The sequence below is a fragment of the Microbacterium sp. genome, assembly GCF_047606385.1.
GTDB lineage: Bacteria > Actinomycetota > Actinomycetes > Actinomycetales > Microbacteriaceae > Microbacterium.
On record NZ_JASGEL010000104.1, the window covers coordinates 1 to 15017 of the forward strand.

Genomic DNA, 15017 nt, shown 5'->3' on the forward strand with positions numbered 1-15017 from the left:
CACCGCGACGCCCCGGGCCTGCACGGCGAGGGGCCCCGCGGGCAACGGCTCGCCGCCCCGCGCGGCGGCTCGGGCGTCCAGCACGTGCCGCACCCGTTCGTCGCCGACCACGCCCAGCGGCAGCGCCGCGAGGAAGCTGCCGATCACGCTCAGCGGGATCGCCATCGTCAGCAGCAGGTAGGCGACCTGCACGAGCGCGCCGATCGTGAGCTGGCCCGTGTCGGCGCGGACCGCGCCCACGGCGAGCACGGCGACCACGCCGAGGGACGGGGCCAGCTCGATGACCGGCGTGAACACGGCGGACACGGCGCCGGCGCGCACGTTCGCGTCCCGGAGGCGCGCGGTGGCCGCGTCGAAGCGCTGCTGCTCCCGCGCGGCGAGGCCGAAGGTGCGGATGACCTCGTCGCCCTCGACGTCCTCGGTGGCGACCGCACTGACGACGGCGCGCTCGCGCTGCGCGTCGCGCACGCGCGGCACCATCGCGGCCTGATACCAGAGGTTCGCCCCCAGCAGCACCGGCACGAGCGCGCCGGCGACGACCGCGAGCCACACGTCCGCGAGCGCGATGCTCACCAGGGCGTAACCGAGCATGGCGACCATGCCGGTCGCGAACGGGAACAGGTTCATCGGCTGCCATGTCGCCTCGACGTCGGACACGGCGTTCGAGAGGAGCCGGCCGGGCGGATGGCCCTCGTGCCAGGCCGGGCCGAGCTGCTGGTAGCGCCGGGTGAGCCGGCGCCGGTCGCCGGCGATCGCCGGGAACTGGACGCCGCCGGTGCCGACGGCACGCAGCACGATCGTCGCGACGCGCACGGCGCACACCGCGAGGATCGCGGCGGCCGCCGCGAGGGCCGCCGCCGGGACGACCTGCCCGGCGGCGAACGTCGGCACGACGAACCGCTCGGTGACCTCTCCCAGCACCCAGGCGCCGAAGACCATGCTGCCGCCGTTGACGACGCCCGCGGTCATCGCGAGGGCCGTGGCCCAGGGATGCCGACGGCACCCCTGCACCATCAGCAGCGTGCCGGCGCGGAGGGCGCTCACGCGGGGGCGGGCGACAGCGGCAACGGCACCGTGCCCGGTGCGCCGCCGGATGCCGCGAGCGCTCCCAGCGCGCGCTGCACCGCCGCGGTGCGGGGAGCGTCGAGTCCGGCGCGCCGGGCCAGCAGCACGATCTCGCCGGCGAGGTAGTCGCCCTCCACGGATGCGCCGCGCTGCAGGCTCTGCCACGTCGAGAGCCGTCCCGGGACATGACCGGGCACCTCGCCGATCTCGAGGCGGACCTGCGGGTCGGGGCCCGCGACCGGCAGGCCGAGCGTGTCGAACACGGCGCGCGCCTCGACGCGCAGCCCGTCCGCGGCGGCGTCGATCTCGGCCTCGGACGCGTCGAAGACCTCCACGACGTTGCGCAGGTTGCCGAGCAGCTTCCGCCGCTTGGCGGCGGCGATGTCGGGCTCCACGAACGCGGCGTAGCCTGCCCGCTCGAACGCGGCGCGGTGGACGCGCTCGACCTCCGGCAGCGACGACGGATAGCCGCCGAGCCAGGCCACGCCGATCGTCGGCCACGAGGGCGAGACGACGACGCCCGGCTCGAGGTGGCTCGCGGCGATGCCGACCGAGACGCCGACGACCTGCGCGAAGCGGCGCAGCGCCGCATCCTCGGTCGCCAGCCCGTTCTGCAGCGTCAGGATCGGCAGGTCCGCGACGACGCCGCCGTCGGTCAGCGGCCGCCAGGCGATGTCCGCGAGGGCCGCCTCGGCGTCCTGCGCCTTGACGGCGAGCACGACGGCGTCCTCCGCGCGCGGTCGGGCCGCGTCGATCGAGTCGACCACCTCGACGCGGACGACCTCGTCCCCCTGCGGGCGTCGCACGCGCACGCCGTCCGCGGCGATCGCCTCGAACGCCCGTCCGCGCGCGACGAGCACGGCGGGCACCCCTGCCTTCTCCCACTGCGCCGCCAGCAGCGCGCCGAGCGCGCCGGCGCCGACGATCAGGTATCTGCCGGTCATCGTTCCTCCTTCTGCTCCGGGCCGTCGAGCGCGCGCAGCGCACCGCGACCCGCGCGGCGCAGTGCCGCGACGTCCTCGTATCCGGCCAGCTGCAGGCTGTGCGCGAACTCGTCGCGCAGCTCCGCGAGCAGCGCTGCCGCGGCGTCCTCGCCGCCGTCCCACAGCGCACGCACGACGGGGCGGCCGATCAGCACGGCGTCCGCGCCCAGGGCGACGGCACGGAAGACGTCGTCCGCGTCATCGATGCCGGAGTCGGTCAGGACCGCGGCCCGCGCCGCGACCGCCGCCGCGACGGCGGGCAGTGCCCGTGCGCTGGTGATGGAGCCGCCGATCTGCCGGCCGCCGTGGTTGGAGACGACGACCCCCGCGGCGCCGGCCTCGACCGCGGCCCGCGCGTCGTCGGGGTGCAGCACCCCCTTGACCAGCACCGGCAGCCCGGTGCGCGCGGCCAGCCAGGCGATGTCTGCGACATGCAGCGCGCCTGCCGGCGGCGTGCCCTCCGGCAGGGGCGGACGGCGCGGCGAGACCAGCGGACGCGCCGCGGCCGCGGCGAGCCGGAACGGATGCACGTGCGGGGAGGCCGGCTGATCGACCGTCAGCACGACCCCGGCGGCGCCCGCGGCGACCACCCGGTCCAGGAACGGCTCGATCGCCGGCCGGTGCTCGGGAAGGTAGATCTGCTGCAGGTAGACGCCGGCCGCCGCGGCCACGTCCTCGGCATCCCGCGACGCCGCCTGGCTGAGCACGATCGGCAGGCCGGCGGCACGGGCCGCGCGGGCGACCGCGACCTCCGCCTCGGGGTGTCCGAGTCCCTGCGCCGCCACCGGCGCGACCCACACCGGCGCCGACGAGAGGATGCCGAGCACCTCGGATCGGGCATCGGCCGGGCCGACCTGCCGCAGCACGCGCGGCACGATCGACCAGCGGTCCCAGTCGTCGCGGTTGCGCCGCGCGATCGACCCGTCGCCGGCGACCCCCTCCAGGTAGACCCGCCCCGCCTCGCTCATGCTCCGGCGGGGATGGGCTCGTCCGCCGCTCGGAACGTCAGCTCGGGGTCGATGCCCCGGCGCGCGACCTCCGCGCGAACGAGCGGGATGATCTCGCGCCCCGCGTCGATCGCGTCGCCGATGTCTCCCAGCGTCGGCAGCGAGATCACGTCCGCTCCGAGCTCCACGTACTTCACGATCGCCTCGGCGATCGTCTCGGGCGCGCCCACGAGCAGCGACGACGCGCCCCCGGCGCCGGCGATGCCGCGCGGCGTCCACAGCACGCCGCCGTCGTGCTCCTCCGCCTCCTCCGCGATCTCGCGCAGCCGCACGCTGCCGACGTTCGTGGAGGACGTCACGACGCTCGGGACCTTCTCGTAGAAGCTGCGAGCCCGCGCGACGACCTCGCGCGCCTTCTCGCGGGCCAGCGCGTCGGTGGCGGCGATGATCGGCCGGAAGGTCACCCAGAAGCGGATGCGGTCGGTGCGGCCGGCCGCCCGCGCGTGCGCGTAGACGCGCTGGATCTGCTCCGCGGTCGGCGCGAGCGGCTCGCCCCACAGCGCGAAGATGTCGGCCTCGGCGCCTCCCGCGGCGTAGGCGTACTCGCTGGACCCGCCGAGCGAGACCGGCAGCGGACCGCCGGAGAACGTGCGGTAGCCGGGGCCGAAGTCGTCGAAGTCGTAGAACTCGCCGTGATGCGAGAACGGCTCGGCGTGCGTCCAGACCTCTCGCAGCACCTGCACGAACTCGGTCGAGCGACGGTAGCGCGCCTCCTTGTCGAGGTAGTCGCCCTGACGCCGCTGCTCCTCGTCGCTGCTGCCCGAGATGATGTGCACGATCGACCGGCCGCCGGAGAGCTGGTCGAGGCTCGCCAGCGCCTGCGCCGCCACCGTCGGGAACGCGGTGTTGGGGCGGACGGCGACGACGGTCTTCAGGCGCTCGGTCGCCGCGAGCACCGTCGCGGCGAGCACGTACTGGTCGGCGCTGGCCGACGCGTACGGCACCAGGGTGTAGTCGAACCCGAACTCGTCGATCGTGCGCGCGTAGCGGCGCAGCCAGACCGGGTCGATGGGCTCGGTGAAGTAGTTGCCGGTCTTCGGCGGCCCCGGGGGACGGGTGCCGATGGCGTTGACGAACTCGACGGGCATGGGATTCCTCCGGTTGTGGTGGTGGGGCGCGTCAGCCGCGCACGCCCTCGGCGAACTCGGGCTGGGCGACGACCTGGCCGCGCTGGCCGGTGGCCTCGCGGTGGGCGAGCTCCTGGCGCACCAACGGCAGGATGTGACGGCCGTAGTCGATCGCGTCGTTGAGGTTGTCGTAGCCGCGGATGGAGACGAGCTCCGCGCCCAGGTCGACGTAGTCGAGGATGGCGGCCGCCACCGTCTCGTAGCTGCCCACCAGGGCGGTCGAGGCGCCGGAGGCCCGGGTGACGGCGGCCGGCCGGGTCCACAGCGCCCGGTCGTGCACCTCGCCGCGCGCGGCGGCGTCCAGCAGACGCTGCGAGCCGACGTTCTGCGGTGCACCGCCCTTGTCGTAGTGCTTGTGGAACGCCCCGTTGGCATAGGTCTCCGCGATCGTGCCGATGATGCGATGCGCCTTCTCCCACGCGAGCTCGTCGGTCTCGGCGATGATCGGCCGGAAGGTCACCCAGATGCGAGGCGTGTCCGCGCGGCCGGCCAGGCGCGCCTGCTCGTTCACGCGTGCGATCTGCTCGCGGGTGTCGGCCAGCGGCTCGCCCCACAGGCCGAAGATGTCGCCGAGCGCGCCGCCGACGCGGTAGGCGGCGTCCGACGACCCGCCCACCGAGATCGGGATCGGCGCCCCGGTGAAGGTCGGCAGCCCCGGCCCGAAGTCCTCGAACCGGTAGTGCCGGCCCTCGTGGCTGAACGGCGCGGTCTCGGTCCACGCACGACGCACGATGCGGATCCACTCCTCGGATCGGTCGTAGCGCTCGTCCTTGCTCAGGAAGTCGCCCTGCCGAGCCTGCTCCGCGTCGCTGCCACCCGAGATGATGTGCACGACCGCACGGCCCTCGGAGAGCTGGTCGAGCGTCGACAGCTGCTGGGCCGCGACCAGCGGGAACACCGTGTTGGGCCGCACCGCGACCAGCGGCTTGAGACGCTCGGTCGCCGCCGCGACCGCCGTGGCGATGACGAAGGAGTCGGCGCCCGCGCTGCCGTACGGCACGAGGGTGTAGTCGAAGCCGGCGTCCTCCAGGGTGCGGGCGTACCGGCGCAGGTAGGCGGGGTCGACCGCCCGCCCGCCGGGGCGCGGGTTCAGCTCGTCGGCGTGACGGGTGTTGATGGCGCTGATGAATTCGACGGTCATGACGGGTCCTCTCCGGTCAGGCGTTCTGCAGGTTGCGCTCGCGGGCGGGTGAGGCCTCGCCGTGCACGCGCGGGTCGGGGATCGCGTCGACGAGCGCACGCGTGTAGGCGTGCTGCGGGTCGCGCAGCACACGGACGGCGGACCCCTGCTCGACGACCTTGCCGTTCTGCAGCACGGTCACGGTGTCGGCGACCTGCCGCACCAGCGCGAGGTCGTGCGAGACGAACAGGTAGGTCAGGCCCCGCTCTGTCTGCAGCCGGACGAGCACGTCGAGGATCTCGGCCTGCACGCTGACGTCGAGTGCGCTGGTCGGCTCGTCGAGCACGACGACGTCGGGCCGCAGCACCAGCGCGCGGGCGATGGCGACGCGCTGCCGCTGACCGCCGGAGAGGGCGGCCGGATGCCGACGCCACAGCTGCTCGGTGAGGCCGACCGCGGCGAGCGTCTCGCGCACGGTCTCCCGGCGGCTGCGCCGGTCTCCCACCCGATAGCGGTCCAGCGGCTCCTGCACGAGCTTCTCGACCCGCCAGGTGGGATCCAGCGAGGTGAACGGGTTCTGGTAGACGAGCTGCAGGTGCCGACGGGCGGCGCGCAGCTCGCGGTGGCTGCGCCCATGGGTGGGCTCGCCGGCGACCACGACCTCCCCGGCATCCGGCGTCTCGAGGCCGAGCAGGAGCCGCACGGTCGTGGTCTTGCCCGATCCGGACTCCCCCACCAGGGCGTGCGTGCTGCCGGCCGGCACCTGGAACGACACGTCGTCGACGGCGCGGAGGGCCGAGTGGTCGACCGTGAACTCCTTCACCGCTCCGGTCACCGAGATCTGCAGGCGCTCGGGGTCGATCGCCCGGGTGCGCAGCACCTCGCGGTAGCGGTCCGGGTTCAGGGCCGGCACGTCCGCGCGCAGCGCGGCCGCGTACTCCGAGCGCGGCCGCGCGAACACCTCGGCGGTCGGCCCCGCCTCCTGGACCGTGCCCCCTTTCAGCACGAGCAGCGAGTCGGCGCGTTCGGCGGCGAGTGCGAGATCGTGCGTGATCAGCAGCAGGCCGATGCCGAGCGAGCCGCGCAGGTCGGTCAGCAGGTCGAGGATGCGCTTCTGGATCGTGACGTCCAGCGCGCTGGTCGGCTCGTCGGCGACCAGGAGCGCCGGCTCGGGCAGCACGGCCAGGCCGATCAGGACGCGCTGGAGCATGCCGCCGGACAGCTGGTGCGGGTACGACCGGTACACGCGCACCGGGTCGGGCAGCCCGACGCGGTCGAAGGCCTCGAGGATGCGGACCCGGCGGCGCGCCGCGTCCTTCTCGCCCGTCAACGCCGCCGCCTCGTGCGCCTGCGATCCGATGGTGCGCACGGCGTTGAGCGAGGATGCCGGGTCCTGCGGCACGAAGCCGAGCCGACGGCCGCGCAGTGAGCGGAACGCGCCGAGCGAGAGGGCGAGGGTGTCCTGGCCCTCGAACTCGACCGTGCCGGTGGCCCTCCCGGTGTCGCGCGGCAGCAGGCGCAGCACGGCGCGCGCGATGGTGGACTTGCCCGAGCCGGACTCGCCGATCAGGGCGAGGCTCTGCCCGCGCGACAGCTCGAATCCGACGTTCGAGACGACCTGCGTGCCGCCGTAGGAGACGGACAGGTCGCGCACGCGCAGCAGGGGTGACGTGGAGGACATGTCAGCCCACCTTCCGGATCCAGCGGCTGATGCGGTTCACGCTCAGCACGACGGCGACGATGACCAGGGCGGGTGCGTAGACCAGCCAGGGACTGGAGACCATGTAGTCCTTGCCGGCCGAGACCAGCAGACCCCAGTCGGATGCCGGGGGCGGATCGCCGTAGCCGAGGAAGGCGAGCCCGGCGATGATGAGGATCGACATCCCGAACTGCAGCACCGACAGGGCGATCACGGATCGGGAGGCGTTGGGGAGGACGTGCGCGAGCAGGATGTGCCAGCGCGAGCCGCCCTGCAGCACGGAGGACTCCACGTAGACGGCCTGCCGCACCTTCAGCGTCTCCGCGCGCATGACCCTCGCGAAGACGGCCACGGCCGAGATGCCGGTGGCGATGGCCGCGTTGATCGTGTCGAAGCCGAGCGAGCTGACCACCACGACCGCGAGCAGGAAGCTCGGTATCGCCAGCAGCACGTCGACGATGCGGGCGAGGGTCGCGTCGAGCCATCCCCCGAAGAAGCCGGCGACCAGGCCGATGACGCCGCCCACGACCACAGCGATGACGACGGCCACGAGGGCGCTCGCCACCGAGGACTCGGTGCCGTAGATGACACGCGCCAGGAGGTCCCGTCCCAGGTTGTCGGTGCCGAACCAGTGCGCGGCGCTCGGCGCCTGCAGCTTCTCGGACGTGTCGCCCGCCACCGGGTTGAACGACGTGAACAGGGACGGCGCGACCGACCAGGCGATGACCACGAGCAGCACCAGGAAGGAGAGCAGGACGGTCGGCGGAACGGCGCGCAGCCGGGCAAGGCCCGCGCGGACACCGCGACGACCGCGCGGCGTCCCCTCTTCGGGATCGAGGAGGTCGGGGACCAGGGCGGACGAGACGAGAGCGGTCATCAGGCACCCACTTTCTCCGCCGGAGCGGGGACGAACGCGTGCTCGTCGGTCTTCGCGGAGGTGGACCGTGCCGCGGGGCCGAGGAGCGTCACGCGCGGGTCGAGCAGCGGATAGGCGAGGTCGGCGAGCAGGTTCACGGTGACGAAGACGAGCGCGGTGAGCGAGACGACCGCCTGCAGCACCGGCAGATCCTGCGTGGAGACGGCGCTCTGGATGACGCTGCCGATGCCGGCGCGGCCGAACACCGACTCCGTGATCAGGGTGGCGCCGAGGAGCTCGCCGACCGCGAGCGCGATCACGGTGACCACCGGCAGCGCGGACGGCTTGAGCAGATGGGCGAAGAACAGGCGGGTGCGGCCGAGTCCGCGGGCGTACGCGACGACGGCGTACTCCTGCCGGAACTCGTGGTCGAGGCCCGTGATGAGCACCTCGGCGATCTGTGCCGACACCGGGATGCCGAGAGCGATGGCGGCGAAGAAGGTCGCCCAGAGGCTGTTCGGGTCGATGACCGAGAACAGTCCGAGCTGGAACGCGAACACGTTCAGCAGCAGCAGGCCGATGACGAAGTTCGGGATGGACAGGAACAGCGCTGGCAGCGAGCGCAGCAGGCCCTGTCCGTAGCGGCGTGGCAGCAGCTGCACGCCGTAGGCGATGGCGAAGGCGAGCACGAGCGCGACGGCCAGCGCCGTCACCGCCAGCGCCACGGTGGAGGGCAGCGCGTCCCCGATGACACGGGCGACCGGCAGGCTCGAGCGCAACGAGATGCCGAGATCGCCGACGACGAACCGGCTCAGCGCCTCCCACAGCTGCACCAGCACGGGCCGGTCCAGACCGTAGTAGGCGACCATCTGCGCGATCTGGTCCTCGGTGAACCCGTTCTCCGGATTGCGCAGGGTGGTGCTCAGCGGGTCGCCGGGAAGCACGCTGATCACCACGAAGGTGAGCACGTAGGCCAGCAGCACGACCAGGACGGCCTGGCCCAGCCGCTTGGCTGCGTAGATCAGATAGGCCGACTTCATTCTCTCGTTCCGTTCAGAGCCGGCCGGCGGATGTCCTCCGCCGGCCGGCACGCGATCACTTGGTCAGATACGCGGAGTAGTAGTTCGGGATCGCGACGCCGTTGTAGGTCACGCCCTGCAGGTCGGGGTTCTGCACGTAGATCCGCTGCACGATCTGCGTGATCGGGATGAACAGGCCCTGTGTGAGCACGTACGTCTGCAGCTCGTCGACGGCCGCGGCGCGCGCGTCCTCGTCCGTGGCGGTCGCGATGCGATCGCGCAGGTCGTTCAGCGTGGCATCCGTCTCACCCAGACCGAACCAGTCCTCGCCGCTGTTGGCGCTGGTGAGGATGCTGGCGACGGTTCCCACGTCGATGAACGAGCGGGTGACCTCGGACAGCGGCGCCGCGACCGCACCGGCGATCACCTTCTCGCTGTAGGTGGACACGTCGTAGGTCTCGACCGAGACGTCCCAGCCCAGCGCGGTCAGCTGCTGCGACACGAGCTCGTCGATGGACCCGGACGTGGTCAGGTAGGGGTTCGCGTACAGCGTCACCGAGAGCGTCTGGCCGTCCTTGGTGCGCACGCCGTCGGAGCCCAGCACCCAGCCCGCCTCGTCGAGCAGGGACGCCGCCTGGTCCGCGTCGTACTCGAACTCGGACGAGTGGTCGGTCGCCTCGGGGACATTGCTCTGGATGAACCCCTCCGCGGCATACCAGCCGTCGGTGTAGACGGTGTCCAGGATCTCCTGGCGATCGATCGAGTGCTGCAGCGACTGCCGCACGAGCACGTCGTCGAAAGGCGCCTGCGTGGTGTCGACCGCGTAGCCGTTGGTGAACCCGAGGTAGCGCGGCAGGCCCACGGTGTAGCCCTGGTCCTCCAGGCCCGACAGCTCGCTGGGCTGGATGTTGTAGACCACGTCGGCCTGGCCGGAGGTGAGGGCGCCCACGCGCGTGCTGGCCTCGGCGACCTGCTTGAAGGTGATGGAGTCGAGATACGCGGCGTCGGTGTGGCCGAGCGCCTCGGGGCCCCAGTCGTAGTCGTCACGCTTGACGAGCTTGACGTTGTCGCCGTCCGCCCAGGACTCGATGGTGAACGGACCGGAGCCGACGAAGTTGGACAGGTCGCCCTGCTCCTCCTTCGACAGCGCGAGGGTCGACGGCGCGACCAGGATCGACCCGTGGTAGCCGAGGGTCGGGATGAAGCCGAGAGTGGACGCGCTGAAGTTCACCTGGACGGTCAGGTCGTCGACCGCCTCGGAGCTCACGTAGGTCTTCGGGAACAGGCCCACCGCGGCGATGCCCTTGTCGGCGTCGCCGAACGCCCAGTAGTCGAGGTTCTCGACGACGGCGGCAGCATCGAGCGGCGTGCCGTCGGAGAAGGTCACGCCGTCCTTGAGGTGGAGGGTGAACTGGGTCGCGTCGTCGTTCTGCTCCCAGCTCTCCGCGATCCACGGGCTGACGTTGCCCTCGTCGTCGACGTACACGAGCTTGTCGGTCACCTGACCCCAGATGTTGCCCTGGTAGCTGGAGATCGAGCTCTCGTTGGGCACCCACGTGGTGCCGAGCGAGTTGATGAGGAAGACGATGTCGCCGCCGTCGGTGGGCTCGCCGCTGGAGGCGGCGCTCGAGGCCGACGCCCCGCTGGAGCAACCGGCCAGAAGTGCGACGGAGACCGCGACGGCGGCCGCGAGAGCGCCGCGCCAGCGGCCTCGCCTGGTGATGTTCATGTGCTGTGGGTTCCTTCGATCGTGTCGGGGACGGGTTGCGGCACGGATGTTCCGGCGCTCCTGGAAGTGTCGACGGCGGCGTCCGCATGCGTCCAACCATGACGACGGATGGGTTTCCATCGGTCCGGATGATGGATCTCCGACGACAGGCGAAGACCCCGAGAACCGCGGAATTCCGGGGTTCTCGGGGTCCTGTCCGGGAGAGGTCACCGCGTTCGACCGCTGTGGCGGGCCTGTCCCGCGTGACGCTCTGTTGCGGCGGCTCCGGTCAGCTGCTCTTCCAGGTGTCGTAGAAGTACGGTCGCCCGACCGCGTTGGTGGTCACGTCGTGCACGTCGGGGCTGGTCACGTACACCTGGTAGTTGTCGATCAGCGGCACGGTGTAGGCGTCCTCGATGGCGGCCTCCTGCACCGCGGCCGCCGCATCCGCGCGCTCCTGGGTGCCCGGCGCGGTCTGTGCCACCTGACTCAGCAGCGCGTCCCACTCCGCGGTGTCCGCGGCCCCGGACGGCAGCAGGAACTGGTTGGTCGCAGACGACCCCCAATACTGCTTGAGCGTCGCGATGTCGAGGAAGGTGTTGGCGGTCGGGATCAGCTGCGTCGCCGATGCGCTGAACACCTCGCTGTAGCTCGTCGCGTCGGTCTGGCGGATCTGGAGGTCGATGCCGATCTGCGCCAGCTGCTGCGCGATCAGCTCCAGCAGCTGCGAGGTCGTGTTCAGGTTCGGCGACGTGTAGGCGGTGAGGCTCAGCCGCTCCCCGTCCTTGACCCGGATGCCGTCGTCGCCGACCGTGGTCCAGCCGGCCTCCTCGAGCAGGGCGGTCGCCGCGTCGGGGTCGTAGGCCAGCTCGTCGCTCAGATCGACCCAGCCGGGCGAGGCCTGCTGCACCGCGGAGGTCGCGGCCTTCCAGCTCGAGTTGTAGACCGTGTCGACCAGCTCCTGCCGATCGATGCCGACCTGGATCGCCTGGCGCACTCGCACGTCGTCGACGATGTCGGCCTGCGGACGCAGGACGAGGTTGATCGGCGTGCCGAAGTACGGCGCGTGGATCACGTTCCAGCCCGCGTCGGCCAGACGCTCCTCCTCGGTGGGCTGGACATAGTGGATCGAGTCGACCTGTCCGGACTCCAGCGCGCCGAGCCGCGACGCGTCCTCGTCCACCGCGATGAACACGATGCGCTCCAGATACGCCGGGCCGGTGTGGGAGAACGCCGAGCTCGCCCAGTCGTAGTCGTCGCGGCGGACGAGGGTGATCTTCTGCCCGGGCGTCTGCGACTCCAGCACGAACGGCCCGGTGCCGGCGACGTTCTCGAGCTGCGCCTGCTCCTCCAGCGGCAGGTCGAGCGTCGCCTCGGAGAGCATGCCCGCCGCGAAGAAGCCGAGGCTGGCGAGGAAGCCCTCATTGGGGCCGGACAACTGCACCTCGACCGTCAGGTCGCCGGTCGCGGTCGCCTTCTCGTACTCCAGCGGGATCATCGGCGAACGACTGATCCCCTTGTCGACGTCGCCGAGGCCGAGCACGTCGAGGTTGTGCGCCACGACATCCGCCGTCAGCGCCGAGCCGTCGGAGAAGGTCACCCCGGGGTGGATCTGGAAGGTGTACGTGAGCCCGTCGTCGCTCTCGGACCAGGAGTCGGCGAGCCACGGGTACACGGTGCCCTCGTCGTCGACGTAGACGAGGGTCTCGACCAGCTGCGTCCAGACCTGGCTCTTGTACCAGTTGTTGCTCTGCTGCTGCTGCCAGCCGTCGGCGAGCGCCGGCACGGCGTGCACCAGCTCGCCGCCGCTGCTCGGCGTGGCGTCGTCGCTCGAGGTGCTCGCGGTCGCTCCGGTGCAGCCGGCCAGCAGCGCGACGGCGACCGCGACGGCGGCCGCGGCGAGCGTCGTCCGGAGAGGTGCGCGTCTCATGACTCGACCCCGAGCGCGCGCCGCCCGGCGTTCAGGAGCGCCTGGTCCTCCTGCGGGGGATGCACGCGCGCCGAGAGCACGTCGCGCAGGTGCCGTTGCAGCGGGTTGTGGCGCGTCAGGCCGGGGTTGCCGATCGCGGCGACGGCGGTCTCCACGGCGGCGACCGCGGCGCGGACGATCTGCACCTTCGCCAGCGGCGTCCGGGCGATCGCGATCTCGTCGCCGGCGACCGCGCGCGCCGTGATGTCGTAGAGCAGCGTCTCGGCGGTCACCAGCTGCGCCTCGATCTCCCCGGCCACGGTCTGGATCCGCTCGGTCGTGGCGATGGGGCGGCCGAGCGCCGCCGGCACTCGCTCGTTCGCGAACCGCAGGAAGAACTCCTGCGCCGCGCGCGCCACGCCCACGTACAGGGCGGTGTGCCCGAGCGCGAGGGCGCCGCCCTGCCCGGCCGGGTCGCGGTACACGCCCTGGTAGGGGATCTCCAGGAAGTTCTCGGTCGGGGCCTCGACCTCGTCGTAGATCACGTCGTGGGTCGCGCTGGCGCGCAGCCCCAGGTGGTCCCAGGTGGGGACGACCTCGATCCCGGGGCTGTCGCCCGGGACGATGACGTGACCGACCCGCGGTGTGGGATCGTCGGTCTTCGCCCAGACCAGGTGATAGTCCAGGCCCGTGCTCGCCGTCACATAGGCCTTCCGGCCGGAGACGACCCAGCCGGATGCCGTGCGCCGCGCCGTGGTGGCGGGCAGCCCGCCGCGCGCGGGCGCGCCGAGCTCGGGTTCGGCGCGGGCGGTGTTGATGGACACGGGGCGCGCGGCCGTCTCGGCCAGCACGCGCTCGTACAGCTCGGCCGGCCACACGTCGTGATGCGCCTGGGCGACGTGCGTGCCGAGGGTGTTCGCGAAGATGAGCGCGACCGAGGGGTCGCCCTGCCCGAGCGCCTGCAGCACGCGGAGGCGTTCGATCGCGTCCAGCCCGCCGCCGCCGAACCGCTCGCCGATCACGGCGGCGAACACGCCGGCACGATGGGCGGCATCCAGCCCCTGCTGCGGGAACTCGGCCGTGAGGTCGTAGTGCTCGGCGGTGCGGGCGACGGACGCCGTCAGCCCGGCCAGCTCGTCCGGGCTCGCCGTGAACCGCGTCACCCCGGCATCCACTGTGCTCACCGGTCCGCTCCGGCGGGCGCGGGCTCCGCGAAGCCGCCCGGATGGTCGGCCTGCAGGCTGCCGCGCCGCCCGGTCGCCTTCCGGTGCGCCAGCTCCGCCCGGACCAGCGGCAGCACGTGACGGCCGTAGTCGACGAGGTCGTTGAGGTTGTCGTAGCCCCGGATGGAGACGAGCGAGGCGCCCAGGTCGATGTAGTCGAGGATGGCGGCGGCCACCGTCTCCGGGCTGCCGACCAGGGCCGTGGCCGCCCCGGTGCCGCCGGTCGCCGCGGCTGTCGGCGTCCACAGCGCGCGGTCGTACCGCTCTGACCGCTCGGCGAACGCGAGGGCGCGCTGGGAGCCGACGTTCTGCGGGGCGCCGGGGGCGGCGATGCCCTTCGCGAAGAACGCGCCCTCGCGGTAGGTCCGCTCGATGCGGGCCAGGTGGTCGTGCGCCTTCTCCCAGGCGAGCTCGTCGGTCGCGCCGATGATCGGACGGAACGTCACCCAGTAGCGGGGCCGGTCGGCGCGGCCGGCCTGCGCCGCGATCGCGTCCACGCGGTCGATCTGGCTGCGGATGTCGGCCAGCGGCTCGCCCCAGAAGCTGAACACGTCGGCGAACTCGCCGCCGATGCGGAACGCCTCGTCCGACTGGCCGCCGATCGAGATCGGCAGTGCCTCGCCGCGATACGTCGGGTAGGCGGGTCCGAAGCCCTCGAAGCGATAGAACTCGCCCTCGTGGTCGAACGGCGCCGTCTCGGTCCACGCCCGGCGGAGCAGCTGCAGGAACTCCGCGGTGCGGGCGTAGCGGCGGTCCTTGGGCAGGAAGTCGCCCTGCCGCGCCTGTTCCGCGTCGCTGCCGCCCGAGATCAGGTGCACCACGGTGCGACCGCGGTTGAGCTGGTCGATCGTGGCGAGCTGCTGGGCCACGACGAGCGGGAACGCGATGTTCGGACGGACAGCCACCACGACCTTGAGCCGCTCGGCGAGCTGTCCGACGGCGCCGGCGAGGGCGAGCGAGTCGGCCGTCGAGGAGCCGTAGGGCAGCAGCGTGTAGTCGAAGCCGCCGTCCTCCAGCGCGCGCACGTAGCGGCGGAGGTAGTCGAGGTCGATGCCGCGCTGCCCGGTCGGGACGAGCTCGGTGGCGGGATTCAGGTGGATCTGGCTGATGAACTCGACGTCGTCCGCCGCGGTGGCGGGAACGGCGTCGTCGAGGACGGCGGAGACGGAAGGGGTCATGCTGTCATGCTCGGCGTCGCACCCGCCCGCCGTCCAACAGCGATCCCTGAACCGTAACGATCAGAGGTCGCTATGACCTCGCGTTGCGAAGTGAGTCGCGGCACGGGCGGGATCACAGGTCGG

The 15017-nt window shown here is 72.3% G+C and carries 12 protein-coding genes; all 12 read right to left on the reverse strand.

Annotated features, from left to right (window positions below; translation table 11 throughout):
- Positions 1 to 1044, reverse strand: a 1044-nt coding sequence (locus QM626_RS10250; RefSeq protein ID WP_415076642.1) for an ABC transporter transmembrane domain-containing protein, incomplete at its 3' end; no start/stop codon positions are given.
- Entirely contained in the window at positions 1041 to 2009 is a 969-nt protein-coding gene (locus QM626_RS10255; RefSeq protein ID WP_415076644.1) for a ketopantoate reductase family protein, read from the reverse strand. The genes QM626_RS10255 and QM626_RS10250, both read right to left, overlap by 4 nt.
- Positions 2006 to 3016, reverse strand: coding sequence for an alpha-hydroxy acid oxidase (locus tag QM626_RS10260; RefSeq protein ID WP_415076646.1), 1011 nt, complete (start codon positions 3014 to 3016; stop codon positions 2006 to 2008). Before QM626_RS10260 ends, QM626_RS10255 begins: the two co-directional genes overlap by 4 nt.
- Complete coding sequence (locus QM626_RS10265) at positions 3013 to 4143, reverse strand: LLM class flavin-dependent oxidoreductase (RefSeq protein ID WP_415076648.1); 1131 nt, start codon at positions 4141 to 4143, stop codon at positions 3013 to 3015. Before QM626_RS10265 ends, QM626_RS10260 begins: the two co-directional genes overlap by 4 nt.
- 31 nt (positions 4144 to 4174) lie before the next feature.
- A complete protein-coding gene (locus QM626_RS10270; protein ID WP_415076650.1) occupies positions 4175 to 5323 on the reverse strand; it encodes an LLM class flavin-dependent oxidoreductase in 1149 nt (382 codons plus the stop codon).
- 16 nt (positions 5324 to 5339) lie between these two features.
- A complete protein-coding gene (locus tag QM626_RS10275) occupies positions 5340 to 6983 on the reverse strand; it encodes a dipeptide ABC transporter ATP-binding protein (protein ID WP_415076652.1) in 1644 nt (547 codons plus the stop codon).
- 1 nt (position 6984) lies between these two features.
- On the reverse strand, positions 6985 to 7878 hold the full coding sequence (locus QM626_RS10280; protein WP_415076654.1) for an ABC transporter permease: 894 nt from the start codon (positions 7876 to 7878) through the stop codon (positions 6985 to 6987).
- Positions 7878 to 8897, reverse strand: a complete 1020-nt coding sequence (locus QM626_RS10285; protein ID WP_415076656.1) for an ABC transporter permease — start codon at positions 8895 to 8897, stop codon at positions 7878 to 7880. Before QM626_RS10285 ends, QM626_RS10280 begins: the two co-directional genes overlap by 1 nt.
- Positions 8898 to 8952: 55 nt before the next feature.
- Positions 8953 to 10605: an ABC transporter substrate-binding protein gene (locus QM626_RS10290; RefSeq protein ID WP_415076658.1), complete on the reverse strand. Its 1653-nt coding sequence runs from the start codon at positions 10603 to 10605 to the stop codon at positions 8953 to 8955.
- A 268-nt stretch (positions 10606 to 10873) separates the two neighbouring features.
- Positions 10874 to 12514 (reverse strand): ABC transporter substrate-binding protein, encoded by a 1641-nt coding sequence (locus QM626_RS10295; RefSeq protein WP_415076660.1) that lies wholly within the window; start codon positions 12512 to 12514, stop codon positions 10874 to 10876.
- A complete protein-coding gene (locus tag QM626_RS10300; protein WP_415076662.1) occupies positions 12511 to 13677 on the reverse strand; it encodes an acyl-CoA dehydrogenase family protein in 1167 nt (388 codons plus the stop codon). The genes QM626_RS10295 and QM626_RS10300 overlap by 4 nt, the downstream gene beginning before the upstream one ends.
- The gene (locus QM626_RS10305) at positions 13674 to 14894 is read right to left on the reverse strand and encodes an LLM class flavin-dependent oxidoreductase (RefSeq protein WP_415076664.1); all 1221 of its coding nucleotides are present in this window, start codon (positions 14892 to 14894) and stop codon (positions 13674 to 13676) included. The genes QM626_RS10300 and QM626_RS10305 overlap by 4 nt, the downstream gene beginning before the upstream one ends.
- Between the last annotated feature and the right edge of the window lie 123 nt (positions 14895 to 15017).

Bases quoted from the DNA above. Each gene is read 5' to 3' on its own strand.
- QM626_RS10255 (WP_415076644.1), bottom strand. From the start codon at position 2,009: ATGACCGGCAGATACCTGATCGTCGGCGCCGGCGCGCTCGGCGCGCTG.
- QM626_RS10260 (WP_415076646.1), bottom strand. From the start codon at position 3,016: ATGAGCGAGGCGGGGCGGGTCTACCTGGAGGGGGTCGCCGGCGACGGG.
- QM626_RS10265 (WP_415076648.1), bottom strand. From the start codon at position 4,143: ATGCCCGTCGAGTTCGTCAACGCCATCGGCACCCGTCCCCCGGGGCCG.
- QM626_RS10270 (WP_415076650.1), bottom strand. From the start codon at position 5,323: ATGACCGTCGAATTCATCAGCGCCATCAACACCCGTCACGCCGACGAG.
- QM626_RS10275 (WP_415076652.1), bottom strand. From the start codon at position 6,983: ATGTCCTCCACGTCACCCCTGCTGCGCGTGCGCGACCTGTCCGTCTCC.
- QM626_RS10280 (WP_415076654.1), bottom strand. From the start codon at position 7,878: ATGACCGCTCTCGTCTCGTCCGCCCTGGTCCCCGACCTCCTCGATCCC.
- QM626_RS10285 (WP_415076656.1), bottom strand. From the start codon at position 8,897: ATGAAGTCGGCCTATCTGATCTACGCAGCCAAGCGGCTGGGCCAGGCC.
- QM626_RS10290 (WP_415076658.1), bottom strand. From the start codon at position 10,605: ATGAACATCACCAGGCGAGGCCGCTGGCGCGGCGCTCTCGCGGCCGCC.
- QM626_RS10295 (WP_415076660.1), bottom strand. From the start codon at position 12,514: ATGAGACGCGCACCTCTCCGGACGACGCTCGCCGCGGCCGCCGTCGCG.
- QM626_RS10305 (WP_415076664.1), bottom strand. From the start codon at position 14,894: ATGACCCCTTCCGTCTCCGCCGTCCTCGACGACGCCGTTCCCGCCACC.